Origin of the sequence: Agaribacterium sp. ZY112, from assembly GCF_041346925.1 — a bacterium.
Lineage (GTDB): Bacteria > Pseudomonadota > Gammaproteobacteria > Pseudomonadales > Cellvibrionaceae > Agaribacterium.
In genome coordinates this window covers 3,098,095-3,122,048 of record NZ_CP166840.1, presented here as the reverse complement: position 1 = coordinate 3,122,048, position 23,954 = coordinate 3,098,095, and the positions used below count along the sequence as shown (strand labels likewise).

Here is a 23,954-nt window from a genome sequence, read left to right as displayed (position 1 = left end):
TCTGAGTGATCTATGCGTTATTGAATGCTTCAAGAGCTTCAGCAACGTGTTCGCCGATAAATTTCAATTTGTCAGGGCGCATCATGTCGCGGTGAATACAATCAATTTCAATCACATTGATGTTGCCATCCATATAGTTATTCCAACCATTGCGATCAAGGAAGGCTTCACTTTCAGGCTTTAAGGCATTAAAAAACAACATATCACCTTGGTAGACGTAGTCGACTTTATCGCGAACCCTAGAGTTGTTATTGATAACAACCTCAATCATAGCTGAGATAGTCTCGGCTTTAAGGTGGGCCATTGAGCTACCGGCATCTTGTAATATATCAACCACTTCTTGCCGGTTTAAGCTGCTGTGAGCTTCTTCATCAAACTCTACACCGGCCATACGTATTAATGCACCTAAAGCTTGATGTTCACCTGGTGGGTTCATTGTTTGCCACTGCTCAGTCGGGTAGGAGTCGAGTAGAACTAATAGGCCTACTTCTTGCCCTTGTTGCTGTAATACCGCAGCCATGGCATGAGCGATCATGCCGCCAATGGACCAGCCCATTAGGTGGTAAGGGCCAAAAGCTTGCTCCTCGCGCAAGGCTTTAACATAGTCTGCGGCCATGTCCATCATGTGTTCAGGTAGTGGCTCATCGGTCTGGGCTAGGTTTTTAGATTGCACACCGTAGAGCGGGATATAACTTGGAATAACTGGAGTCAGTGCCGCGTAACACCAGCTAAGCCCACCGGCAGGGTGCACACAAAATAGTGCTGGCTGCTGTTCTCGTTTACGTAAAGGCAGCAGAACATTTAAGGCTTGGTCATCATTGGTGCCGGCAAGTTTGGCTGCAATCCCCTTAACGGTCGGGGCTTCAAAAACTGCGGCAAGTGACAACTCAATACCCATGATTTCTTTTACGTAGGCAATTAATTGCGCGGCGAGTAGAGAGTGGCCACCGAGTTCAAAGAAGTTATCTTCGGTGCCCACATTGGGGATTTCTAGTAGCTGGCAAAAAAGTTTGCAAAGCCGCTCTTCTACTAAATTGGTCGGGCCGGTACTACCAACCTGACCAGAGAGGTCGGGTTTGGGTAAGGCTTTACGGTCTAGCTTGCCATTTGGCGTAAGTGGGAATTCATCAATATGCACAAAGTAGCCCGGTACCATGTATTCAGGAAGTTTGTCCGCGATGATTTTTTGTAAGGCCAGCACGTCCATCTCTTCGCCTTGTTCATGATTGACGTAGGCAACTAAGCGCTTGTCGCCAGCACTGTATTCTTGGGCGAGCACGGCTACTTGTAATACTTCCGGGATCTGAGCTAGGGCGTGTTCTATTTCTTCAAGCTCAATTCGGAAGCCGCGAATTTTCACCTGAAAGTCACTGCGACCACAGTATTCAATGGCACCGTCTTCACGCCAGCGAGCTAAATCTCCACTTAGATACATACGAGCGTCATCAGATTCAGCAAATGGGTTATTGATAAAGCGCTCTTTAGTTAATTCCTCTTGCTCAAAATAGCCCAAGGCAAGCTGATCACCCGCAATATAGAGGTCACCCACAACACCGGGAGGTACAGGTTGAAGTTTTTCATCGAGTATATAAATCTGGGTATTCCAAACAGGAAAGCCAATAGGTACAGAAAGGTGGTCTTCGTTTGCTTGGCAGGGCCAATATGTAACGTCAATAGCCGCTTCAGTGGGCCCGTATAGGTTATGTAGCCTTGCCTTAAAATTTTGGTAATAATCATTAACTAGTTCAACGGGCAGGGCTTCACCACTACAAAAAACCTGCCTTAAGGATGTACATAGCTCAGCCTTAGCTTGCTGCACAAATACCTGTAGCATCGACGGCACAAAGTGCATGGTGGTGATTTTTTCTTTAGCGATAAGCTCAGCGAGATAGTTTGGATCTTTATGGCCTTCAGGTTTGGCAAGTACTAATGTTGCGCCCGTTATCATTGGCCAGAAAAACTCCCATATAGACACATCAAAGCCCGCAGGTGTTTTTTGTAACACTCGATCACTTGAGTCGATGGTATAGCTATCTTGCATCCACAATAAACGATTAACGACAGCCTTATGACTAATCACCACGCCTTTAGGCTTATCTGTGGAGCCAGAGGTATAAATGATATACGCTGGATCTTCGTCATTAAGCTTAACTAAGCTGTTAGGTTCTGTTGTTGCTTGTTTTTGCCACTGTTGTTTTAGCTTCGGATCGTCAACCAAAATGCTACTTGTTTGTTCAGGCAAAGCTTGGCAAACGGCACTGTTAGAAAAAACAAATTTAGCTTTGGCGCTTTGCAAGATATAGGCAATCCGCGCTTCAGGGTAGTCTGGATCAATAGGTACATAAATGGCGCCACACTTAATAGTGGCTTGCTGTACGATGATCAGTTCAACACTTCTTGGCAGCATCACCGCAATACGATCGCCTTTTTGCATGCCCTGAGCAATGAGCCAGTGGGCACAAGCATTAACCTTTTTCGCTAACTCATTAAAGCTATAGCTTTGTTCTTCAAATATTAAGGCTGTAGCATCTGAGCTGCTTATTATTTGCTTTTGTAAGAGGGAGGCGAGAGTTTCGCTTTGTAGTTTATGCTCGGTGTTATTCCAAGTATGTATTAATCTTTCTTTTTCATCGTCTATAAGTAAGGGTAGCTCACTTATGGTTGCAGCTTCGCTGTTTTCATTGCAGCCGTGTTTAAAAAATTCAGCCATAAAACTGAACATGCGCCTTTGGTGCTGAGCAAGTTCAACTTCAGAATACAGTGCAGGGTTGGCATCGATATCAATATTGAGAAAGCTATCTTGTTCATAACAATAAAAAGACATGTCATCAACAGGGCCTGCGCTGAGGTTGTAAGCTTTTGCTTCTGATCCATTAAAATCGTAGTCATACTGAAAAGGCATGATATTAACTAACGGGCCAAAGAGGTTGCGATTATCTTTTACTAAGTTTAGCTCCCGATGAAGTTCTTCATAGCGATAACCTTGATGGCGGCGAACGTTGGCAAATTCTTTATTGACGGACTTAATGAGCTCTTTAATTGACATGCCATCTTCAAAACTAACTCTTACCGGTAATATATTTACCCGCATAGCCGGAGTTTGAATGGCAACAGAGCCCAATCGGCCCATAAGTGGTACACCAAGCACCACGTCTTTACTGCGCGTCATTCTATGGACATAACTGGCCATTGCACTAATCATAACGCTATACCAGTGCACTCTACAGAAGGAGGCAAGTTGGCTCATGTCTTCCTTTACTTCACTTTCCATTTTGCCTTTTTTACGCCAGAAGAAATCAGAGGTGACCGTTGGTTTACCTGCAAGGTTGATCGTATCGTTGTGATCTTCGTAGCGATTTAAATAAAACTGGCGATCTTTTTCATATTTCCCAGAGGCTTTGTAGTTATCGTCTTCGGCTAACAGCGCATCTTGAGAAACCAGTTGAATATCATCAATGAGTTGATTATTCATTAATTTGTTGTAAATAGTCGCCACTCGAGACGCAATGAGTGACATGCTATAGCCGTCAATAGCAATATGGTGAAGCGAGAAAAACCAAATATGCTTTAACTCACTCATTTTTAACAAGCTCATTCCAAATAAGGGGCCTGTTTCTAAGTTTACGGGCTCACGTAGCTGTCCTTTCATCCAGCTAATAGCTTCATCCATCGCCTTATTGCGCTTACTGTAATCCAGTCGCAATACCTGCCAAGGTTTGCGTTGAACATACATTCGCGGACCTTCGGTGGTTGTAACAAATTGGGCGTGCAAAGAGTCAACTTCATTTATCGTGATCTCGATGGCCTTTGCGAGGACATCGCAATCAAGCTGCCCATCAATGACGATATATTCACCGGTTTTATAGATAGGATTATCAGGGTCGCGACACTGTGCAAACCAAATTCCAGACTGAGAGTCGGTCAGTGGTTGCAGCTTTGGGTTTTGCTCTGTATCGATAAAATCTTGAACGTCAACCTTGATATTCATGCCGCTTCTCCGCTGTTATTCTCTTTCTTTTTAGATAATAAATTCCACCATGTACTTAGTTCGACATTGGCGGCCAGTTCTATAAAGCTTACTTGTATTCCCTGTAGTTCAAGTTTGCCGACTAAGGACATGATCTGTACAGAATCTAGGCCGAAATCTAGCAGGCTGTCTTCATAGCCCGCTAGGTCTTCAAGATCAACGTCTAATAACTCAGCGATCGCTGCTTCAAACTCTTGGTAGCTTGCTAACATGGAAGGGCTTCCTTTCTTTTATCTTCTAATGGCTCTTGTCTATTTTTTACGTTTTTTTTAAGCGATTGTAGTAATGCCTGAGTGTGTGTAATCATGCCGCAACGACCTGCGACAAGATCTAAGGCGATAGCATGTTCTTCGGGGCTGAAATCTGCTACGGCATCACTGACCATAAATGCTTTAATATCGGACATAAACGCCTCCATACAGGTTTGCAAACAACCAATATGTGCGTAGACACCAACAACGATTAATTGGTCTCTTTTCCAGTTGTGAAAACGTTCTAGAAAGTCTGAACGTTGAAAAGCACTGTAACGCCATTTTGTGAGCACCGTATCAGAAGGTTTAGGTGCTAGCTCTGGAAGGATTCGAGTAAGTCTTTCATCTGCTTTTAAACCTGGCCCCCAAAAATCGCTTAGTAAGGCTCGATGCTCTACTGTTTGATCTCCTGGCTGAGCGGTATAGACAACAGGGATATCAGCTTCGTGGCAGGCATCAATAATGGCTTTTATGTTCTTAATTAAGCTTGGGATAGGCTCCTGGCTTTTATCATAAAAATCAATAAAGTACTGCTGCATATCGTGAACAAGTAAAACACACTTGTTGGTATCGACTTGCCAATCAACTTTATTGCTTTTGTATTCCAAAATATCATTTAGTTGATAGGGGGCTATACGTGGAATGGCCATTACACTTCCTTTGATTCTGAAAATTGCTGTGCAAGTTGTTTTTTATTAATTTTCCCAACTGGGGTCTTGGGGAGTTCATTTATAAATTCAATGCGATCAGGTATTTTGAAGTTGGCTAACCTTTTACCGCGTAAGAATTTCTTAATTTGATGTGCTTTGGGTTTGATGCTAGGGCAAACGAGGATGGCGCAACTTTTTTCGCCTAAATAGTCGTCATCTACCGCTATTAGTGCTGCGTTGTGAATATCGGGGTGGCTAAGTAGGTGATTTTCTATTTCTTCTGCAGCAATTTTTTCACCGCCACGATTAATCTGGTCTTTGTCTCGACCTACAACTTGAATGTTGCCGTGCTCGGTTAGCCGAACTATGTCACCAGTAATATAGTAGCCCTCGGCATTAAAGCTTCTGGCATTGTGCTCTGGCGCATCGTAGTATCCGCAAATGGTATAAGGGCCTTTGGTAAGTAATATGCCACTTTCACCTTGCTCAACCTTGTTGCCACGTTCATCAACGATTTTAACTTGATCAGCGTCGCACATTGGGCGACCTTGGCTTTGTATTATTTCACTTGTAGGGTCGTCCAAACGAGTGTAATTAACCAAGCCTTCAGCCATACCAAACACTTGTTGCAGTTGGCAGTTGAAGTGTTCTAGAACACGCTTGGCGGCATTGTTACTTAAGCGGGAACCACCAACTTGCAGTAGTTTCAATGAGTTGAGGTTCCAGCGCTGCTCTTGCACTAGGTCTAGCCATAAAAGGGCTAGCGGAGGCACTAAAGCTGCCACGGTGACTTGATGCTTTTCAATTAACTCAAATGCTGTTTGTGCGCTTGGATCGTGAGCCATGACAACGCAGCCGCCAGTACTAAAACAGCCCAGAGCACCAGGGGAGCTTAGTGGGAAATTATGCGAGGGGGGCAGGGCGCATAAATAGCGAGTTGAACTATCAAATTTACAAACCTCAGCGCTTTTTGTCAGGCTATACCAGTAGTCGTTATGGGTGCGAGGAATCAGCTTTGGTAAGCCCGTAGTACCACCTGATAGCTGGAAAAAAGAAAAGCCTTGCTCAATAAGCTCTGCTTCAGTAGGGAGTTTGACGGATTTAGTCGTATTTCGACTCAATAAATCATTGATATGTACCGTGTTTTTCGATTGAAGTAATTCTTCAGAAAATATAATTTTATGATTACTGCAACTGTCTGGCCCATTGCACACCACTTTGACTACTTCGTTTGGGCTTTCGAATTGCATGTTGTTTAGGCACTCAAGTGCACTGAAGCCCAATTGGTTGGCGGTGATAATTAGTTTTGCGCGACTGGCTTTGAAGAAATACTCTAATTCACTTTCTCTATGGGCAGATAACGCTAATACAGGTTTTACACCAATTTTAAGTAGTGCTAGATACACAATATAGAATTCAGCGATATTAGGCAGGTGTATAACCGCGTGATCACCAAAACGACAGCCTAAGTCAATAAATGCAGCCGCTAAAGTATCAATTTGTTGGTGGAGTTGGCGATAGGTAAAGGTTCGCTCGCCACAAATAATAGCATTAGATTCTGGATGGGATTTGGCTCGGCGATCTAATTCATGGCATATGCTAATGTCTTTCCAAAAACCTTGCTCTCTATAATATCGCTGTTCTGCTTCGGGCCAATTGCTGAAGAGTGCTGCATCAGAAGCTTGCTTATTCATACACGCTCCTCATTTTTGATAGTTACTTTTTTATGGAAAGATTGAGCCGCCTCTTTAGCTTTACTAAGAATCTTAATTCGATTTAATTTTGTTGTTTCAGCTTCTTTGGTCCTATTTAAATTAACGCCGTCAGATGGTTTTTTTGGCTTTCCTTCAGAGTCTAGGCTGATATTCAGAGCATTTAGAATAGTGCGCATTTTATTGCCGGTTTCATCGAGTTCATCATTGGGTATAGATCCTTCGACAATACCGGCACCAGCAAATACTTTTACTGAAAACTCGCTGACTTCAGCGCTACGGATGACAACCACCCATTCACCATTTCCTCGAGAGTCAACCCAACCTACTAAGCCGGTAAAATAACGGCGATCAAATGGTTCTTGCTGGTCTATAAATTGTTTGGCGGCCTCTTTAGGGAAACCACATACTGCAGGCGTAGGGTGGAGGTCTGTAGCAAGTTTTAAGACACTGGTGCTTTCATTTTGCAAGGTACCTTCTAAATAGCTGGATAAGTGCAGCATAGAAGGGGTGGAAATTACCGATGGCAACATGGGCGAGTATAAATTACTGCAATGGTTTTGCAGTGTGTTTTCAACCGCCTCAACCACAAGAGAATGCTCACGAAGATCTTTGTCACTTTCAAGTAGGCTAAAAGAAAGAGTCTCGTTTTTATTTTCTTCTATATCGCGTTTACGTGATCCTGCTAGAGGGTTTGAGCAGACTTGCCTGCCTTTTCTTGATACTAATAGTTCAGGGCTGGAGCCAATTAAACTGTTTTTATTTTCTCCTTCACCAATTTCGGCACAAAATGTATAGCCTTTGCTATTTTGCTTAAGCAATGTTGCTAGTAAATTGTTTAAGGCGATAGGTTCGCGGCTTTGTATCGTGAGCGCGCGCGAAAGCACCACTTTTTCAAAACGGCCTTTAGTCATTTCCTTCAGCGCTTTTTGGACGGCATCAGTGTAGTCACTGGGCTTAGGCTCAGGAGCTATAGACGGTGGCTGGGTGGGTGTGGGCTGCTTGGTTTTTAAGTGCTCGGGCCGTAAGGAAGAGGCCACATAAAGTTGTTCCGGCACTATAAATTTTGCTGTCTCCGACTCGCAAAAAGGGATGATGCCAAGTGCTACGGGATTGTCGCATTGTGGCGTTTTTGAATCAGTTAATAGTTCTCTAACCTTACTATCAAGATTAGAAAAGCAGGTTTTTACATTTAATGATTTTTGTTTTCCTATTCCCAGCAGCGCCATAGATCCATTACTAAAGAAAAATGGCTTACTGTGTTGTTGGTAGTCTTCGATAGCTTGCGCCATCTGAGCGCTGCCTAGCATAGTTCGTTTCATTATCCGTTGACCTTGGTACGCTGAGGATTTTCAACAGTACATCAAATGATAATGTAAGGGCAAATGAGAATTGATCGTATGTGTGATGATGTGAAATTCTGGAATAAATGACGCCAACTTTTTTGGGGGGCAGCCTCTGTGGATGCATAGCGGATAGCTTTCAGTCCTGCTTAATATCTCAAAAAACTAAGCAGCTCCGACTTCGATGTCTCTCATTGATGCTGCTGATATACGTGGCGGCTTAAGCTGTGTTTTATTACGAAGTAAGGTTTTTATAGGGAAAGTCTAAACCTTACTGTTTTTTGGCTAAGTTTAATCGGTTTGACACGCAGGTTAATTACTTGGCATCCATCACGGCCATAGTATTTATTTAGCGCGGGCTTATGGGGAAGAGGGGCTAGCTTCTTCTAAAAATAGGTCTGCATTTGTACTAAATTGCTGTTATTCGCCCTAAATGCTGTCACAAATCAAGTCAGTGCTATTTGTAATGCATATGAGAAGTGTTATCATTTGCATTAAGTGTGGGTAAATGCTGCTCGTCATTAGCTGGCATACTCGGTTTAATCTGAGCAAGACGCTCTACTAGCTTGTATTTAACTTGAGGCTTTGCCATACCTATTTTTACTGCTCCGTTAGGGCATGAATTCTTACGATTAAGGGAAAACAATGATAGTTAAATTTACACATAAGCCTTTGGCTCTGGCTTGTTCTGTACTGGCGATGTCAGCTGTATCAGCAGCTGCGCAAGCAAATGTTGATGGTAAAGGTGATGTAGAGCAAATGGTGGTAACGGCAACAACAACCGAGCATGACTTAGCAACGGCACCAGCTTCGGTTAGCGTGATTACAGCTGAGGACATTCAAAGTATGCCGGTTGCCAATATTGGTGAGGCCTTAGAACACAGTGTTGGCTTAACGCTTCAACGTAATGGTAGTTCTGGCCGAAGTGCTGTGCGTATCCGTGGTTTAGAATCTAGCTACACCTTAATCTTAATTAACGGAAATCGTACTGGGTCAGCTAATGCCTTGATTCGTGGTAATGATTTTGATCTTTCAAGCATTCCTTTAGATTCAATTGAGCGTGTTGAAGTCATTCGCGGGCCAATGTCCTCACTCTATGGTTCCGATGCTATGGGTGGTGTGGTAAATATCATTACCAAGCAATCGTCAGAAGATTGGACTGGTGACATTCGAGCTGAAAAGTCATTAATGCAAGAGGGTGAGGGCGGTGATCAAACTCGTGTCAGTGGCTATGCTTCTGGCGCCATTGTGAAAGACAAGCTCTTGGCTAAGATAGCTGTCGATTATTATGACCGCGATGAGTGGCTTGTATACCCTGAGCCAGCCTCTGCTAACTCAGGAATTGAAGGAAAAGAAGCGAGTTCTATCTTAGTGGGCTTGGATTACTTGCTATCAGACACACAGAGTTTGAAGTTTGATCTAACTAAGGTAGAGGATCAGCGTGAATACGATTGGTATCGTGGCCCTGCCTTACAGAATACTCAGCAAGAAAGTGATCGTTTAACTGTCAATCTAGCTTATAAAGGCAAGTTTGATTGGGCCGATTCTCAAGTGCGTTACTCGTATGAAGAGTTTGAGCTGCTTGATCAGAGTACAGCCTACGCTGGAGATACACGTACACCAGACGGTACAGCGAATGCTACGCAGACCAATAATAATATTGATGTTCTATTTAACTCTAAGTTAGGTAAGCATCTGCTTTCTTATGGTGCTGAATATCGTACAACCGAGCTTGCTAGTGACAGGGATATGCCCTTTGGTGCTGAGACAATTTCACAAAGCGCCGCTTTTGTTCAGGGTGAGTTGGATTTTGGTCGTTTAGGCTTCACTTTAGGTGGGCGTGTGGATAATCACGAAGATTACGGTACTCATTTTAGTCCTCGAGCTTATGTGGTTTTCAGCGCTACGGATAATTTAGTGATTAAAGGTGGTGTCGGTTCTGGCTTTAAAGCACCTGAGCTGTTCCAGTATACGGAAGGTTATACGGTCATCAGCTGTAGAAACCAGTGTTATTTAACGGGTAACCCAGATCTAGATCCAGAGAAAAACACCGCGTATGAATTAAGTGCTTTATATCAGGCAGATCGCTGGAGTTTTGGTGGTGGTTATTTCCATAATGAGGTGACTGACAAGCTTTATCGTGATGCGACAACCATGGTTGGCATTTACCCCGGTGACGGTGTTACACCGATGATTAGTTATATTAATTTGTCAAAAGCAGAATACAAAGGTTGGGAATTTGATGCCTCTGTAGATATTATTGATAGTTTGCGTTTATCCGCTAATTACACAGTGACAGATGCGAAAGACACAGATACAGATTTAGACCTTGATTATGTGCCAGAGAGCTCTGCTAATGTAAAACTGGATTGGCAGGTTATTTCTAATTTATCGACATTCGTTTCATATCGTTATGTCGGTGAGCAAACTATTTCTGCTGAGAAAGTGCCTTCCTACGGTGTTGTAGATTTAGGGGGAAGCCTGGATATTACTGATAGCTTTAATGTTAAGCTGGGCGTGACTAATTTAAATAATGTTTTATTGTTTGAAGAAGATGAAAACTTTGATTACTTGGAGCGCGGCCAATCCGTATATCTAAGTGCAGGTTACTCTTTCTAATTTTTAAAGGTATCAGCCCCTTTAACCGATGTTAAGGGGCTGATAATGATTTTCAATTAGTGGCTTCTTATAAGAGCTGCAATTGCTTCTTATGTTCATAAAGCCAAATACTCTTGCTTCTAACTTTAATCTTGGTCAGCCTGTTTCTGAGTTTATTCAATTTTTTACTTGCGACTATGCTCTAGCTCATTATAAAGACGATCTTTTTTTAGAACTTTTAATTGATTTCCCAGCATCCTTACAGAAATCCAGAAACAAACGAAAATCCGACTTTCTTGCTGGGCGTTATTGCGCCTCTCTTGCGCTAAAATATTTTAATTATAAAAACTTACAAGTACCTATAGGCACCCATCGCTCTCCTAGTTGGCCTACGGGTGTGCATGCAAGTATTTCTCACTGTAACGGTGTTGCCATCTGTGCAATGGCAGAAAGCACAAGGCTAGATTATTTAGGCGTAGATTTAGAGTGTATTGACGATGTTTCTGCTATCTCGGGCGATATTAAAACCAGTTTATTGAGCCCTTCTGAAGAACAACTGATAAATAGCGCTGCGATGCTTGGATCAATAGACAAAACTGTTTCTTTAAGCTTGGTCTTTTCAGCAAAGGAAAGTTTATTTAAGGCTCTATATTATTCAGTTGCTTGTTATTTTGATTTTAAAGCGGCTGAGTTAGTTGAGCTAGAGCCAACTAAAGGCTCGTTTACTTTAAGCTTAAGTAAAGAGTTAGCTCATAACTTACCTCGTCATAAAAAAATAGCTGGCCGATTTATTATATGGGAAGGCTATATCGTCACCTGCGTGTATCAGCTCTCTTGTAATTAATTCTTAGCCTCTAAAGCCGGCTCAAAGCATGCTCTGCGTAAAGGGCTGGAGAGGCTCATTATCGTAGCGCTTATGGCTAATGCAATGGTGCCGATGCTGACTATGCTTAGTGTTGTGCCAGCGATTTTTGCCAATATGGCAGCGCCAGACATGGCCAATGAATCACCTCCTGCATCTAGTGCCGTCCAAAGCCCGTTCACTCTCCCTAAGTAATGATCAGGTGTGTGCGCTTGTAGTAAGGTGTATTGTAAAAGTGAGGCTATTGTATTTAAGTAGCCGAAGACAAATAAGCACAATAATGTCGGCCATAAGTAGGCGGTCGTTAGGCTGAATGTTAGACCAAATGCCACGACACAGGTAAATACTGCAATACTCACCCAGGTCATAGTTTTTCCAGGCCGTTTGATGTTTTGAGCCCAGCCACTGAGAAACGCGCCACATGCAGCGCCAGCGGGAACAGCTGCATAAAATAAACCAAGTACCCAAGCTTGATTGCTAAAATATTGCGCAACCAGTTCGGGAAAGAAAATTCTAATGGCTGTACTAGCGCTTATCAGTGCTCCCATAATAACTAGACTTCGAATAAGTGGCTGATTACATATGTATTTTAAAGCATCAAATAAAGCTGTTATTGGCTGGACGTGATCTACTTGTCTGCTCGGCCGCATAGAGGGTAAATGCAATAGAGATATGACTGTGATGATTGTGCCCAGTGTAGTGAGTCCATAGGCCCAAGCGACACTGCCAAGGCTAATGATTAAGCCGGCAAGGGCTGGTGCTGCAATACCAATAAGGCGCATTGAAAGCATGCTGATTGCTCGAGCTTCTAATAGTTTTTCTCGGCCTACAATGTGGGGCATGCTTGCTAATAATGCGCTAATACCAAGCGCGCCAAAAAAACCGTTCCATAGTGAAAAGGTGTATATAACAGAAAGGGATGCTTGGGCAAAGAGCGCATTTACGGTTAGAGTAGCGTAACCCAGACCACAAATACTACGTGCCAATACGATAAGTTTTTTACGATCGTAACGGTCTGCTAAGACTCCCCCTAAAAGTAAACCAGCAAAAAGCCCTGCGCCTTCAAGTGCGAGTACAAGCCCAACCTGTAAGGTATCACCACTTATTTCGTAAACCTGTTTGGGTAAGGCAACCACCAACAATCCTAAGCCTAATAGTGATATGGTTCGAGCAATAAAAACGGCTCTGAAGTGGGCGTTGCTTAGGATTAAACTACAATCGAGCAGTATTTTTTTATTCATAATGTACTTTTAAGGCGAACTAGAAGTAGGGCGTTTTTTATCCGTAAGCATTTGAACAATGCATTTAAGCTGACAGTGTTGCGCCTCCATCGATAACTAGATTTTGAAGGGTAATGTGACCTGCCATGTCGGATGCAAGAAATAATACGCTGCTGGCAATGTCTTTAGGTTGGGCAAGCTTGCCAAGTGGGATGCCGTTTTTGTATGTGGCTAGCGAGCCTTTTAAGGTCCGAGCCAGAGCGTCTTCGTCGGCCAGCATAGACTGCAGCATTGGGGTGTTTGTTGATCCGGGTGACACTAAATTACAGCGTACGCCGTATTCGGCGAGCTCTAAACCTATGCAGTGACTTAAACTTTCTAATGCTGCCTTGGATGCGCAGTAAGCCGCCATTTTCATGCGTGGTACTCGAGCAGCATTTGAGGCAATATTAATAATGACGCTGTTTTTTTGTTGCTTAAATGTTTTATTTAGTTGCTGTACTAAATAAAACACTGAGGACACATTAACATCTAAGCAGGCCTGCCAATCATCGCCACTTAATTCATCTAAATTGCCAAGTCGTAAGACACCCGCAGCATTAACAAGTACGTCTACTTGTTTATCTTTATTGAGTTTATCTTGGCATACACAAGCTATTTGCTCTGGTGAGCGTAAATCTAACAAGCAAGTGCTAAAGGGGTAGTGTTGTTCTTCAAAAGCGAGATCAAAGCCTGTGACTGTGGCACCTGCTTGGCAAAAGGCCTTTGCTGTTTCAAGCCCTATACCGCGTCCTGCCCCCGTTACCCATATTCGCTTGTCACTAAAATTAAATGCACTAGAGTCAGTTACCGGCTGTTCTTGCATGGACCTAAGTCTCTTTTGAAGTTTGTACTAGGGCACTGAATCAGCCCTTGCTCATTTGATAATAATTATCATTATAGTTTGAGTTGGCGTGTGTCTGTCAATTAATATTATGCTTAGGAGCTAAAGGTGTTAGTAACTATAAAGAGACTTAATAAAGAATTTGTTTGTTTTAGCTTAATATGTCGACAGCATACTTAAATTGAAAATGATCTTTAGTATTAATACTGAGATAATGAGTTTAGATTTAATAACGATGATTTTATGAATAGCATTAGTAATAGCCAAGAAAAAGACCCTTTAGAGCTTTTGTCAGACTGTGCCTCAAACGCACATGCTCGTATTCAGAGTGACTTTAGCGATATCAATCCTGTTGTGGGGGTAAGCCGCAAGTTACGAGGCATGGGCATTAATGCCGACACCATGACAATCGACTGCTTAAAGTCGGGTAAGCGTATTATCATTATTCTGCAAGATGAGATGCCCGCGATTGTGCGTTTTCAGTTCTCTTATATTGAGCAAGACCCTGCAGACGAATTTGAGCTGCTAGCTCTTAGCGAGTTGAGCGATGATCGACTCTATGAGTGGATGAAAAACTACTTCTCTTAAACTTGATATAAACATAGATCATAAAACCGATGCAGTCTGATCCTAAAAAATTAGTAGAAAAAAATCGAGAGCTTATTCATTCTGAGTTGATGAAGGTTGTCAGCCATGTTCAGCGAGATAGCGCTGAGTGGGTTTTACATACGCTGATGATAGAAGGCTGTGATGTGCCGTTTAAGTTTAAACGTAAAGGTAATTATCAAAACCTGAAAGGCGCTCGAGTCAACCTTACTTATTATGTTGATCAAGAAAGCGTTGCCGGTATACCTTTTGAAGTGATGAAAGTTGTGCGTATTAAGCGTGGTTAATACGACAAAAGCTATTCAAATTTAGGTTGTGTAAAGCTGAAGAAGGTGGGGCTCATTATTAATAACCCCACTTTAGTCTTATAGAGAAAACATCAAAGCAAGTTCGGGGTAGGTTTCTGTACAACTCACAAAGCGAGTCTCGGTACAGTCTTGATATTTCATTTGCACAACACCTGCTCGAACGTACATCTTTGATGTTGCATCTAATATAACACCGGCGCGACCGCCATAGGCTTGTTGATCATCTAGGCCATCAATAAAGGTTTGCTTGTAAAGGACACCTGCGTACGGTTTGAATTTACCAAGCTGGGTGACTATATAGGTCGCGGTAGGGGTGATCTCGTAAATGCTAGGGTCGCCGTTGAGCCATGCTTGGCCTTCAAGGCCTAACTCCAAACCTTTCGTTACAAAATAACCACCACCTACACCAAGAATTAGGTAATCTTCATTAAAACTACTGCCTGAGCCTAAGGTCACACCGACTCGTTTGGAGCCTTTAGCAAAAGGGTCGGCAAGTGCAGTCTGTGAAAGTACTAAGCTGATACCTAAGCCTAGCGCGGCAAGCGTTTGTAGAAACGTGTTTTTCATGGGATTCCATTCGCTGTAAGTTGAGATAAAAACAGAATAACAGTATTCAAAAAATTGGCAAAAAAAAGCCCGCAACTGCGGGCTTAGTTACATGCTAGGTTTAGAAACTGTACACAAGAGTAATCGATGTTTGTGTATCGGCATGCTTCTTACCAGCAAGTACGTGAGTGTTGTGATCAACAACATAGGCGGCTTTCATCGCTAGGCTGCCAATAATACGTGCGGTAATAGCGGTTTCAGATTTACTTTTGGTGTTTTGGTGTTCTTGTACACCTATGTCACTTGCAAAGGTTTGAGTAAACGCTGAGGTTTCGCTGATGTTGTATAGGAAGTTAAGTGAACCACGAAGAATAGGATTGGTGCTGGCTTCGCCTGGAAGGAACTCACCGTTAGCATCAATGCTATCTTCTGTTTCAGCAAACGCGGCACCCGGACCCACGCTATAGTCTAGATGACCTTTGCTGAAGTTAAGAGCTCGATCACTAAAACCGATAGCGAGTGTTGACTGGTATTCATAACCGGTAAATTTATCTTGCTCGTAAGAAGCAAAACCAAATAGACCCATGTACTCGTCATTCAGTTTGTAATCTGACTGTGCAGACATAAAGTATTTTTCGGCAGTGGTGCGCTCGCCTTTATAGGTTACGCCTGTATCTGCGTCTTCAATATCAACCTCGTCTTTTGACTGCAAACCTTCGATCACGAAGTGATTACGGAAGTTGGTAAGATCTTGATGAATATCCGCACGGCCTGTAATAGAGCTGGTTTCGGTATTACCGGTTGTCATAATCAGACCAAACTCAACAGTGCTTGGTACAACCTCTGCGTCTTCTGCAAAGCTTGGAAGGGCTGCGCCGATAGCTACGCCACCAAGGCTCATTGCTAATAATTTTTTCATCCGTTCGTCCCCCAGGATAAAGTAGTTAAGATGAGTAAGTGTTAGTTAGAGGCAGTGTGACTGCGTCTATTAAGAATCAGTTTGTCGAGGCCAACGCACACAAAGTACACAGCCCAACCAGCTAAGATTACGTCACTAAAAAAGTGTCCACCTTGCATGATTCGGGTTAATCCAATGGCAAGGCCTAAGGCAATACCACCAATTAACCAGCGTTTTTTTCTATTAATCCAGTACAGTGCCATTAAATAAAAGCCAATAGAGGCATGGCCGCTGACAAAGGAGCAGTTTCGTTTGCATTCACCACTGTAATAAAGTGGTTTACTGTAGTTAGCATCGCCACCAAACTCTTGCACATGTACGGGGCGAGGGCGGCCAAGGCTGTTGTCTTTAAGTACCAAGTTGACCAAGATACCTGGGCCGAGAATAAGGCTGCTCAATAAAAAAACGGCCGCAAGTTTATCATTACGACGATGCTTTTTTGCGTAATAAATACACAAAGCTATAAGCACGAGTAAAATAAGCGCATGAATCTTGGCAAAAAACCAATATATAGCGCGAATCAATAGATTATCGTTCCAGTAAAAGCCGTTGTCATAGAAGTAGGCGCTAATATCTATATCTAAATTTGGAAAAACCAAAAAGAAGATCAGGCAGGCAACAAAAGCGGCGCCTATTCCGTAAGGAGCTAAGCAGCTTAACAGGCTCGGAGCAGGAGTCGTGTTGATGGGCTTATTCATATCCTTTAAAGCCTTGTAAATAATAAACAAATACAGTGTGCTCTTTGCCTTTCAGCACAAATTGATGCAGCTTGGCTAGATAGCTCGAGTGTTCGAAACGCGCTAATTGGCTGGCACTTAAGGGGTGTTTAGCAACAAAGATAATGTCTTGCTGGCTGCCTGTAAGTTCACGTAAGTTGTATTTTAAATCGTAGTGATCACGCACATTATCTTTATTTGAGTTCCAGCGGTAAAGCCGGTCTTCACCTGGTTGTGCATGAAAACCAAGGTAGGCAAGTAAGTCCCGTTCGTCACTTGCTAGTACAGCACTGGGGTGACGCTCAAGGTAAGGGCTTAATTGTTGAGCCATTTCTTCCCAACCAAGTACCCGCTGATAAGGGGTGTTGCGCTTAGTCGCTTCAATTCCTAGATAGCTTTGCAGTTGAGGCCAATGGTAAAAACACGAAAGCAATAAGAGCTGGCTTAAACAAGTAAGGCGTATAAGTTTTGAGTAGCCATTTGTAAAGTGGCATAAGAGGCCAATCAACATCGACGCGCCAATAATCCAAGGCGCAGCCCAGTTTATAAATGCTCGTGAGCTAAGGGCCTGTAAGCTAATAACCAATAGAATACCAAGTGCCACGCAGATCAGCATTAGTACTTTACTGCGCAGCTCGCTGTCTAAGCTTAATGCCTGTTTTAAGCTCTTGCGCACACGCCAAAGCATATAGCAAGCAATAGGCCCTAGGACAAACAGTTGACCAAGTACAAACTCAATAAAGCCTATTAGATTGAGGCTGTTTTTATCCTGTTGAGAAATTTCAGAGGTATGGGCAAATGCAATCCATTCGTGCTGGCTGTTCCACCAAAGGTTCAGGCCAAAGAGTAGGCCTGCAAGTATTGCCGCAAGCCAAGGCCTGTAATTAAGTAGAAGTTTTCTTTTGTCTGAATCAATTAAAAGATAAGCAAAAATTGAGGCCGGTAAAAGCGCCATGGTGTACTTGCTTAGCATACCTAAACCGCAGGCAAGCCCTAAGCTTAACCACCAAAGCAGCTTGTTCTGCTCTAGCGCTCGAATAAAGCAATACAAGCTTAAGGCCCAGAATAAAAACAGAGGTGCATCGGTGGTTATAAATTCAGAATTAAAACCAACAATGGGAGCGACTAGCAGTATTAAACCTGCGACAAGCGCGCTTTCACTGTTTGCTAAGCGGCGTGTTGAAATAAAGACTAACCATGCAGTCGCAGAATAAAGTAGTGGTGCAGCAAGCTTTACGCTGGTCACAGAGGCCCCAAAGAGTTGGGTGCTCAGAGCAATAAACCACGCAACCATCGGTGGTTTGCTGTAATAACCAAAGTCTGGATTAAGCGACCAATGATAATAATAGGCCTCATCGTAAAACAGGGTGAGGTGAGGCTGGGTAATAACCACTATGCGATAGGCGGTTAATATCAGTAAGAAGCCATAAAATACAAACTCAGGACTTTTTAACTTGTCTTGTATCCCTTGCAATACGGGTATTGGTGTTTGTGAGTGATGAGAGCCCTGACCAATAAAGTAAAATTTAGTGGCTTTCCAGAGACCAATAATAGCAATCAGAGAGATCATCCACTGGGCAAAGTGGTAATCGTTCTTATCAAAGAGCGCTACAAAACCGGCAATAAATAACAGGCTTAAGGCAAAGATAATCGAGCCTGCGGAAATACGAGCCTGCCGTTTTTGGGTGATATACCAAGCCCAAACACCCACTGCGCTACCAATGCCTGCCCCTACAAGTACATCAATTGGCCAGTGAACGCCAAGCCATATTCTGCTAAGGCCAGCAAGAATGGCCACTGCCGCTAACAGGAGTTTTTGCCACAGTTTGTCGCTAAACAACATCAAGACCGATGCAGTTAAAAATGCGGTGGTGGTGTGCCCCGATGGAAAGCTTTTACTTTTTAAGGCTTTGCCCACCAAGTGGAAGGTATTGTGATCAAGCACAGCAGGTGGGCGTTCTATATTGAGGCTGCGCTTAATCAACTGGGCAATAATGCCGGCCGTAACGCCTGCAATAAGAATGCAGTAGAGCAGGGGGATTCGTCTATGTGCAAGCAGTAATAAAAGTGAGAGAATAAAGACACCGTCACCAAAGCTTGTGAGGTGGTGCAGTAAGGCGGGGCTAAAATGTGCGCCCATTGCATTAATGCTTAAAAATGCACTGTGGTAACCACCTGTGACAAGTAAGACCGCTGCACATAACCAAGCAAGCGCTACAAAAATAAGCAGTGCTTGGGCAGTTTTTTTATTTTGTTGCAGTGCTTGCTCGCGACCGTGCTGTAGCTCGCTAAGAAAGTGCGTTTTTACAAAAGTAAAATAATGGCTAATAACAGCTAACAAGATGCATTCCTTGTATCTAGTGGTGAGCTTCGACGACACGCACTAGAATTAGGCCGCCACTTTTATGTAATTGATTAACTGCAAGAGGGCTTACTTCATCCTCAAGCCGTTTTAAGCGATCAATACGAACAAGAGATAATTCGCCGAGCGCGGGTGTGCGTAACTCGGTGATTTCTTTACGATAGACACTAAAGGTAGGCATATGCATGCGGTAAGCCACTACAGGCTCACCTGAATACTGCTCTTGGCTTACTCGAATCATGTCCTGAATGGGCGCTTGTTGCAGATTAAAAATAACCGTTACTATCACAGTAAAAAACAAGGTGTTTAAGCTTAAACCCGCCAAACTAATACGCTGCCATGTGGCAAGCTTAGGCGCAAAAGTCAGGGCAATCATAAGTACAAACAAAACGATTGCCCAAACTCGATAATACTCAGGTAGCGCTTGTTGCCAATTTGCTAATGTGGCTTGATCAAAGCCCTTACTGGAATCGGCCGCAGTGCCTAGTAATTCAGGTAAAAAGATAAGCAAAGCTGAAAACAGTACAGGGAAAACCATGGCCCAGCGATAGTTGTTTTCAAGCTTACTCAGGGCACACATAAGAATGATTAGTGGCACAAAGCTGTTAAGAATGTAGTGAGGCAGCTGTGTCTTTGAAAATGAAAACAAACAAAAGATGACACAAAACCACAACACTAAGTAGCGGCTAAGCTGACCCTGCCAATGCTGTTTGGCTTTTGCGAAAACAGGGCCTAGCAAACCTGTTAATGGCAAGATAATCAAAGGCAAGACAGCAACGTAATAGAATAAGCTGCCACCATGGCTTTCTCGAGTGTCAGAAAAACGCTTTAAATTGTGCTCGAGGATAAAACCTTCAAAAAAGCCGTAACCCTGTTCAAGACTGACGGCGATAACCCAAGGGGAAACCACTAAGGCATAGACAAACCAGCCTTTGAAATTAAAGTAGCAAGACCAGTGTTGTTTGAGGCTTTTGCTGCTGACTAGGTAGATAAAACTGACAACTAAAGGAACCGCAACGGCTACAGGGCCTTTAGTTAAGGTGCCCAAGGCCATCCATAGGTACAAACGCAGAGCATATTTTTGCTTGCCTGTTTGTATGTAACGCCAGATATCAAAAAAGGTAAGGGTTAGAAATAAATTCAGTAAGGCATCAGCAATTGCTGAGCGCGCAATTAAGGCTACCCATAAACAGTTAACAAGAAATAGGGTGGCTATTTGGGCTTTTTCACGACCTAGCTGTTCTTTAACAAACAAAAAAACAGCCCAAGCCCAAAGGCAGGCTGCCAAAACCGAAGGCATACGAAATGCCCACTCGTTAAAGCCTAAGGTTTTGATGCTGAGAGCTTGAATCCAATAAAAGAAAATGGGTTTGTCGTAACGTGGCTCACCATCGAGATAGGTAGCTGAATAAACGCCACTTGCGAGCATTTCACGTGTGGCTTCAGTAAACGCTCCTTCATCTAAATCAAAGAGTGGTAAAGCACCTAAGCCTAGCCAAAAGCTAAGCCCTGTACATAAAACAATAAACCAAGGTGAATATAAGAAAGATTGGACTCGAGCGTTCACGCGATTCTCTATATAGGCTAACTAATATTAAGCTTGTTCGTTGTCTGAGCTTGAATTATCTGAGTCAGATTTAAACGAATAGCTAAGCGGTTCACGTACTTTGTAGCTTTTTACATTAGTTGTCTGGAAGAAAATTCGACTTAGAATCTCCGACAACACACCCGTTGTTAAAAACTGTAAAGAAGCGATGATCAGTAAACTGGCAACCAGCAAAAGCGGCCTATCGCCTATGTTTTCTCCACCAATGTATTTAACGCCTGCAAGATAGGTCAATAATAGTGATGCTAATAAACCAACCCATAAACCGATAGAGCCAAAAAAGTGGCCCGGGCGAGCACGGAACTTGAGGAAGAAAAACACCGACAATAAGTCGATAAGGACACGAAAAGTGCGGCTAATACCGTACTTGCTTTCACCACTTAAACGCTCACGATGGTTTACAACGGTTTCACCAATACGATGAGGAGGGCAAACTGTCGCCATCCAAACAGGAATAAAGCGGTGCATTTCACCATAAAGACGAATCTGCTTAAGTGCATCAGCGCGGTAGACCTTCATGCTACAGCCGTAATCATTAAGTTTTACGCCGCTGACTCGTTGAATTAATCGGTTGGCAAAACGTGAAGGAACCTTGCGGCTGACAAGGTGATCTTTACGGTCTTTGCGCCAGCCTTGCAGTAGATCTAAGTCGCGCTCTAACAGTTCTTTTACCAAACGAGGGATATCAGCAGGGTCATTTTGTAAATCGCCATCCATGGTTGCGATAAGATCGGTATCTGCCGCATCAATGCCTGCTTGCATGGCCGCAGTTTGGCCAAAGTTGCGTTGTAGCTCAATGTGACGGTAGCGATCACCGTATTTTTCAACGCATTCATTTAGGCGTTTGGCGGTGTCATCTACGCTACCATCGTTCACTAAAATGGCTTTCCAAGGGCCATCGTACTGGCCTAGGGCATCTTCTAAGGCATCGAACAAAGGTTGTACGTTGTCTACTTCGTTATACATGGGTACAACGACAGTCAAACTAGGTAAAGGCATCTATGGCACCTGTTTTTCAGATTTATTAAAAGTAAGTATCAAAGCGCCAATTAAGCCTGCGCCGATGTTTGTGACCAACACTAGTAGGTGAAGGTTCAATGCAGCGCCAACTAAAACAGCGCTGTCGTAGCCTAAAGGCAGTAATGGTAAGGCAAAGGCCGCTTCAAATGTGCCCGCATTGGCAAAGCCTGTAATTGGAGAGAGGGCACTTGCATCCGCTAATATCGTGGCCAACCACGCATGTTGAATATCTATCTGTCCTAATACGCTTGCAAGCCATGCCAGCGCACTGAGTTTTACTAACCAGATTGCACCGGTACAAAGGTAGAGCATTATAAGTAAGCTTGGGCTTTGTACCAATGGGCGTATCGAGCTAAAGCGTGGCGCTTTAGCTAAAAAATAAACAAGTACAGCAAGCACAACAGGTGTTGAGGCTATGATAAGCCAAATAATACTGTTGGCTTGATCGCTTAAATACGATGAAGACGCGGTGATAGACAGTAAAATCAGCAGCCAGTGTGCATCAAAAACCCGCAACAACAAGAGGGTTGCCGAGCTGTAAGAGTAGCTGATATCAAGTTTTTTTCGGCTGAGAAGGGGAAGCGCTAATTCACCCAAGCGCATGGGCAATAAGAAGCTAATGGTGTTGTGACTTAAGCTGACACCACTCACATTGACAAAACTGACTGGCTGTAAACGTCGATAGGCCAGAAACACACGTAAGACGCGCAGCCCGTGACTTAGTAGTATTAATGCCACCACAAGTGCTACATCCAACACACTTACACGCTGCCACGCACTAAGTACATCTCGCCAGTCGAGGTGCGCTTGAGCCCACCACACAAGAGCGGCGATAAATAAGCTGGCAATAACAGCTTTGGCAATAAGAAGTGGGGTGTTGCGCATGAACCGTGAGCCCTAGCGTTTGGCGCTGCTTTATACCATAAAATGTATAAGAACACAGGCTTATAGGTGACAGACTTTGCCGATGATGTACTGTGCTAGAGATCTGGTTACTTAATTAAGCTGATGATCCCCCCTTATCTTTAGGGCTGCGTATTAGGGGGCAGAGACACCGTATCAACGAGACCATGACCAAAAGCACCGTTTATCCACTGGGGCGTTAATAAGCATAACCGTTATATTGTCATGCGAACCTGCATCTAATGCTGCTTGAATTAAGGCTTGGCAGCATTTTTTGTTATTCTGCTGTTGCTCTAAGATCAGCAACAGCTTTTCTTTACTTAACACATCACTTAAACCATCGGAGCACAGCAAAATACGTTTTCCTTGATGCCATTCGCCAGCAACACTATCAATATTGATGTGGGCCGCTTGTGAAAAGCCTAGGCACTGAGTAATCACGCTTTTCTCTGGGTGGCTGTTTAGTTCTGACTCGTCAATGGCTCCATTTTGCAGCAAGAGTTGCACATAGCTATGGTCGGTGGTGAGCTGATGCAACTCTGATGTCGCTTTATCACTTGCCGGATTGTAAAGATAGGCTCTTGAGTCACCTACCCATGCTATTTCATAATCAAGCTCAGATTCCTTTAACGCTACGAGAGTCGAGCCCATGCCGTGATGTGTCGCGTCTTTTTCTGCGGTGCTTATGATCACTTGGTGGGCGGCTAATATAGCTGCTTTAAGCTGCATGCCTTGCTGTACCTTGTCGCTAATGACCTCAACAGCCAATTTGCTTGCGACCTCACCAGAGGCGTGGCCACCCATGCCGTCAGCAACTATATATAAGCCCAAATTAGCAGCGTGCAGAAAAGTATCTTCATTATTTTCTCGTTTAAGGCCAATATCTGTTGCGCCGGCGCTGCGGGTGTTAAACATAAAGTTATGACGTATCCGTGTGTCGAACTCATTTATAATGAGTTATAAATCAATGTAAACAATGCCATAGGCAGAAAAGAGTCAAGGTGCTGCTTTTTAAAGCGCCCGATATAATGCCCTATTCAAGACTTAAGTTCTAAGTTTACAGCCTTTGCTTTTCAATCCTTGCCTTTAATTTGGTAGTAATAATGTTACCCACTTTGATTCTGTATCGCTCTGATTTTTGCCCCTTGTGTGATGAAGCAATGGAGCTCTGTTACAGGCTGAAATTATCAAGCCGTTTTCGTGTAATAAAAAAGGATATAACAAACGATAAAAGCTTGATGGTGAAATATGCCCATCGTATCCCTGTGCTTGAGGCTGGGGCATCGGAATTAGCCTGGCCTTTTGATCAGTTAGAGCTTGCTCAGTGGGTCTCACAGCTGCAGCTTGATGGATGAGTTGGGGGGAGAGTGAAGTGGCTGTGCA

General features: G+C 43.4%; 21 protein-coding genes. 5 read left to right on the top strand and 16 right to left on the bottom strand.

Translation table 11 applies throughout. From position 1 onward, the window contains the following. Window positions 1–10: 10 nt before the first annotated feature. From AB1S55_RS13540 to AB1S55_RS13515, 6 genes are all read right to left on the bottom strand, one after another. Window positions 11–3,988 carry an amino acid adenylation domain-containing protein gene (locus tag AB1S55_RS13540; RefSeq protein ID WP_370978715.1) on the bottom strand — a complete coding sequence of 1,326 codons (3,978 nt, stop codon included), beginning with the start codon at window positions 3,986–3,988 and terminating at the stop codon, window positions 11–13. Continuing rightward, window positions 3,985–4,239, bottom strand: coding sequence for a phosphopantetheine-binding protein (locus AB1S55_RS13535; protein WP_370978714.1), 255 nt, complete (start codon window positions 4,237–4,239; stop codon window positions 3,985–3,987). Before AB1S55_RS13535 ends, AB1S55_RS13540 begins: the two co-directional genes overlap by 4 nt. Beyond that, window positions 4,233–4,928 (bottom strand): isochorismatase family protein, encoded by a 696-nt coding sequence (locus AB1S55_RS13530; protein ID WP_370978713.1) that lies wholly within the window; start codon window positions 4,926–4,928, stop codon window positions 4,233–4,235. Before AB1S55_RS13530 ends, AB1S55_RS13535 begins: the two co-directional genes overlap by 7 nt. After that, on the bottom strand, window positions 4,928–6,622 hold the full coding sequence (locus tag AB1S55_RS13525; RefSeq protein ID WP_370978712.1) for a (2,3-dihydroxybenzoyl)adenylate synthase: 1,695 nt from the start codon (window positions 6,620–6,622) through the stop codon (window positions 4,928–4,930). Before AB1S55_RS13525 ends, AB1S55_RS13530 begins: the two co-directional genes overlap by 1 nt. Beyond that, window positions 6,619–7,962, bottom strand: coding sequence for an isochorismate synthase (locus AB1S55_RS13520; RefSeq protein WP_370978711.1), 1,344 nt, complete (start codon window positions 7,960–7,962; stop codon window positions 6,619–6,621). The genes AB1S55_RS13525 and AB1S55_RS13520 overlap by 4 nt, the downstream gene beginning before the upstream one ends. A gap of 478 nt (window positions 7,963–8,440) precedes the next feature. Further along, window positions 8,441–8,575, bottom strand: coding sequence for a hypothetical protein (locus AB1S55_RS13515; RefSeq protein WP_370978710.1), 135 nt, complete (start codon window positions 8,573–8,575; stop codon window positions 8,441–8,443). A 53-nt stretch (window positions 8,576–8,628) separates the two neighbouring features. On the opposite strand from AB1S55_RS13515, the gene AB1S55_RS13510 reads away from it, so the two are divergent. Both AB1S55_RS13510 and AB1S55_RS13505 read left to right on the top strand, forming a co-directional pair. Continuing rightward, window positions 8,629–10,602 carry a TonB-dependent receptor domain-containing protein gene (locus AB1S55_RS13510; RefSeq protein ID WP_370978709.1) on the top strand — a complete coding sequence of 658 codons (1,974 nt, stop codon included), beginning with the start codon at window positions 8,629–8,631 and terminating at the stop codon, window positions 10,600–10,602. A 91-nt stretch (window positions 10,603–10,693) separates the two neighbouring features. After that, window positions 10,694–11,425 carry a 4'-phosphopantetheinyl transferase gene (locus AB1S55_RS13505; RefSeq protein ID WP_370978708.1) on the top strand — a complete coding sequence of 244 codons (732 nt, stop codon included), beginning with the start codon at window positions 10,694–10,696 and terminating at the stop codon, window positions 11,423–11,425. Here AB1S55_RS13505 and entS read toward each other — a convergent pair. Together entS and dhbA are read right to left on the bottom strand one after the other, a co-directional pair. Beyond that, window positions 11,422–12,684 carry an enterobactin transporter EntS gene (entS, locus tag AB1S55_RS13500; protein ID WP_370978707.1) on the bottom strand — a complete coding sequence of 421 codons (1,263 nt, stop codon included), beginning with the start codon at window positions 12,682–12,684 and terminating at the stop codon, window positions 11,422–11,424. The genes AB1S55_RS13505 and entS overlap by 4 nt on opposite strands. Before the next feature lie 64 nt (window positions 12,685–12,748). Further along, complete coding sequence (gene dhbA / locus AB1S55_RS13495; protein ID WP_370978706.1) at window positions 12,749–13,528, bottom strand: 2,3-dihydro-2,3-dihydroxybenzoate dehydrogenase; 780 nt, start codon at window positions 13,526–13,528, stop codon at window positions 12,749–12,751. A 261-nt stretch (window positions 13,529–13,789) separates the two neighbouring features. Between dhbA and AB1S55_RS13490 the strand changes: the two genes are divergently transcribed. Continuing rightward, a complete protein-coding gene (locus AB1S55_RS13490) occupies window positions 13,790–14,134 on the top strand; it encodes a hypothetical protein (protein ID WP_370978705.1) in 345 nt (114 codons plus the stop codon). A 29-nt stretch (window positions 14,135–14,163) separates the two neighbouring features. Continuing rightward, the gene (locus AB1S55_RS13485; protein WP_370978704.1) at window positions 14,164–14,439 is read left to right on the top strand and encodes a hypothetical protein; all 276 of its coding nucleotides are present in this window, start codon (window positions 14,164–14,166) and stop codon (window positions 14,437–14,439) included. A gap of 78 nt (window positions 14,440–14,517) precedes the next feature. On the opposite strand, the gene AB1S55_RS13480 is transcribed toward AB1S55_RS13485, so the two are convergent. The 8 genes from AB1S55_RS13480 to AB1S55_RS13445 form a co-directional block, all read right to left on the bottom strand. Further along, window positions 14,518–15,027: a hypothetical protein gene (locus tag AB1S55_RS13480; RefSeq protein WP_370978703.1), complete on the bottom strand. Its 510-nt coding sequence runs from the start codon at window positions 15,025–15,027 to the stop codon at window positions 14,518–14,520. Window positions 15,028–15,127: 100 nt separating this feature from the next. Further along, the gene (locus AB1S55_RS13475; protein ID WP_370978702.1) at window positions 15,128–15,925 is read right to left on the bottom strand and encodes a YdiY family protein; all 798 of its coding nucleotides are present in this window, start codon (window positions 15,923–15,925) and stop codon (window positions 15,128–15,130) included. A 41-nt stretch (window positions 15,926–15,966) separates the two neighbouring features. After that, window positions 15,967–16,662: a phosphatase PAP2 family protein gene (locus AB1S55_RS13470; RefSeq protein WP_370978701.1), complete on the bottom strand. Its 696-nt coding sequence runs from the start codon at window positions 16,660–16,662 to the stop codon at window positions 15,967–15,969. Continuing rightward, a complete protein-coding gene (locus tag AB1S55_RS13465) occupies window positions 16,655–19,021 on the bottom strand; it encodes a glycosyltransferase family 39 protein (protein WP_370978700.1) in 2,367 nt (788 codons plus the stop codon). Before AB1S55_RS13465 ends, AB1S55_RS13470 begins: the two co-directional genes overlap by 8 nt. 16 nt (window positions 19,022–19,037) lie before the next feature. Next, the gene (locus tag AB1S55_RS13460) at window positions 19,038–20,609 is read right to left on the bottom strand and encodes an ArnT family glycosyltransferase (RefSeq protein WP_370978699.1); all 1,572 of its coding nucleotides are present in this window, start codon (window positions 20,607–20,609) and stop codon (window positions 19,038–19,040) included. A 27-nt stretch (window positions 20,610–20,636) separates the two neighbouring features. Further along, complete coding sequence (locus tag AB1S55_RS13455; protein ID WP_370978698.1) at window positions 20,637–21,647, bottom strand: glycosyltransferase family 2 protein; 1,011 nt, start codon at window positions 21,645–21,647, stop codon at window positions 20,637–20,639. After that, the gene (locus AB1S55_RS13450) at window positions 21,648–22,553 is read right to left on the bottom strand and encodes a lysylphosphatidylglycerol synthase transmembrane domain-containing protein (protein ID WP_370978697.1); all 906 of its coding nucleotides are present in this window, start codon (window positions 22,551–22,553) and stop codon (window positions 21,648–21,650) included. It lies immediately after the preceding gene. 174 nt (window positions 22,554–22,727) lie between these two features. Continuing rightward, window positions 22,728–23,486 carry a PP2C family serine/threonine-protein phosphatase gene (locus AB1S55_RS13445; RefSeq protein WP_370978696.1) on the bottom strand — a complete coding sequence of 253 codons (759 nt, stop codon included), beginning with the start codon at window positions 23,484–23,486 and terminating at the stop codon, window positions 22,728–22,730. Window positions 23,487–23,674: 188 nt separating this feature from the next. Here AB1S55_RS13445 and AB1S55_RS13440 point away from each other — a divergent pair, with 188 nt between their 5' ends. Further along, window positions 23,675–23,926, top strand: coding sequence for a glutaredoxin family protein (locus tag AB1S55_RS13440; protein ID WP_370978695.1), 252 nt, complete (start codon window positions 23,675–23,677; stop codon window positions 23,924–23,926). Window positions 23,927–23,954 lie beyond the last annotated feature (28 nt).

Bases quoted from the DNA above. Each gene is read 5' to 3' on its own strand.
- AB1S55_RS13455 (WP_370978698.1), bottom strand. From the start codon at position 21,647: ATGCCTTTACCTAGTTTGACTGTCGTTGTACCCATGTATAACGAAGTA.
- AB1S55_RS13510 (WP_370978709.1), top strand. From the start codon at position 8,629: ATGATAGTTAAATTTACACATAAGCCTTTGGCTCTGGCTTGTTCTGTA.
- AB1S55_RS13540 (WP_370978715.1), bottom strand. From the start codon at position 3,988: ATGAATATCAAGGTTGACGTTCAAGATTTTATCGATACAGAGCAAAAC.
- AB1S55_RS13490 (WP_370978705.1), top strand. From the start codon at position 13,790: ATGAATAGCATTAGTAATAGCCAAGAAAAAGACCCTTTAGAGCTTTTG.
- AB1S55_RS13515 (WP_370978710.1), bottom strand. From the start codon at position 8,575: ATGGCAAAGCCTCAAGTTAAATACAAGCTAGTAGAGCGTCTTGCTCAG.
- AB1S55_RS13535 (WP_370978714.1), bottom strand. From the start codon at position 4,239: ATGTTAGCAAGCTACCAAGAGTTTGAAGCAGCGATCGCTGAGTTATTA.
- AB1S55_RS13440 (WP_370978695.1), top strand. From the start codon at position 23,675: ATGTTACCCACTTTGATTCTGTATCGCTCTGATTTTTGCCCCTTGTGT.
- AB1S55_RS13475 (WP_370978702.1), bottom strand. From the start codon at position 15,925: ATGAAAAAATTATTAGCAATGAGCCTTGGTGGCGTAGCTATCGGCGCA.
- entS (WP_370978707.1), bottom strand. From the start codon at position 12,684: ATGAATAAAAAAATACTGCTCGATTGTAGTTTAATCCTAAGCAACGCC.
- AB1S55_RS13480 (WP_370978703.1), bottom strand. From the start codon at position 15,027: ATGAAAAACACGTTTCTACAAACGCTTGCCGCGCTAGGCTTAGGTATC.
- AB1S55_RS13505 (WP_370978708.1), top strand. From the start codon at position 10,694: ATGTTCATAAAGCCAAATACTCTTGCTTCTAACTTTAATCTTGGTCAG.
- AB1S55_RS13470 (WP_370978701.1), bottom strand. From the start codon at position 16,662: ATGAATAAGCCCATCAACACGACTCCTGCTCCGAGCCTGTTAAGCTGC.
- AB1S55_RS13530 (WP_370978713.1), bottom strand. From the start codon at position 4,928: ATGGCCATTCCACGTATAGCCCCCTATCAACTAAATGATATTTTGGAA.
- AB1S55_RS13485 (WP_370978704.1), top strand. From the start codon at position 14,164: ATGCAGTCTGATCCTAAAAAATTAGTAGAAAAAAATCGAGAGCTTATT.
- AB1S55_RS13525 (WP_370978712.1), bottom strand. From the start codon at position 6,622: ATGAATAAGCAAGCTTCTGATGCAGCACTCTTCAGCAATTGGCCCGAA.
- dhbA (WP_370978706.1), bottom strand. From the start codon at position 13,528: ATGCAAGAACAGCCGGTAACTGACTCTAGTGCATTTAATTTTAGTGAC.
- AB1S55_RS13450 (WP_370978697.1), bottom strand. From the start codon at position 22,553: ATGCGCAACACCCCACTTCTTATTGCCAAAGCTGTTATTGCCAGCTTA.
- AB1S55_RS13445 (WP_370978696.1), bottom strand. From the start codon at position 23,486: ATGTTTAACACCCGCAGCGCCGGCGCAACAGATATTGGCCTTAAACGA.
- AB1S55_RS13520 (WP_370978711.1), bottom strand. From the start codon at position 7,962: ATGAAACGAACTATGCTAGGCAGCGCTCAGATGGCGCAAGCTATCGAA.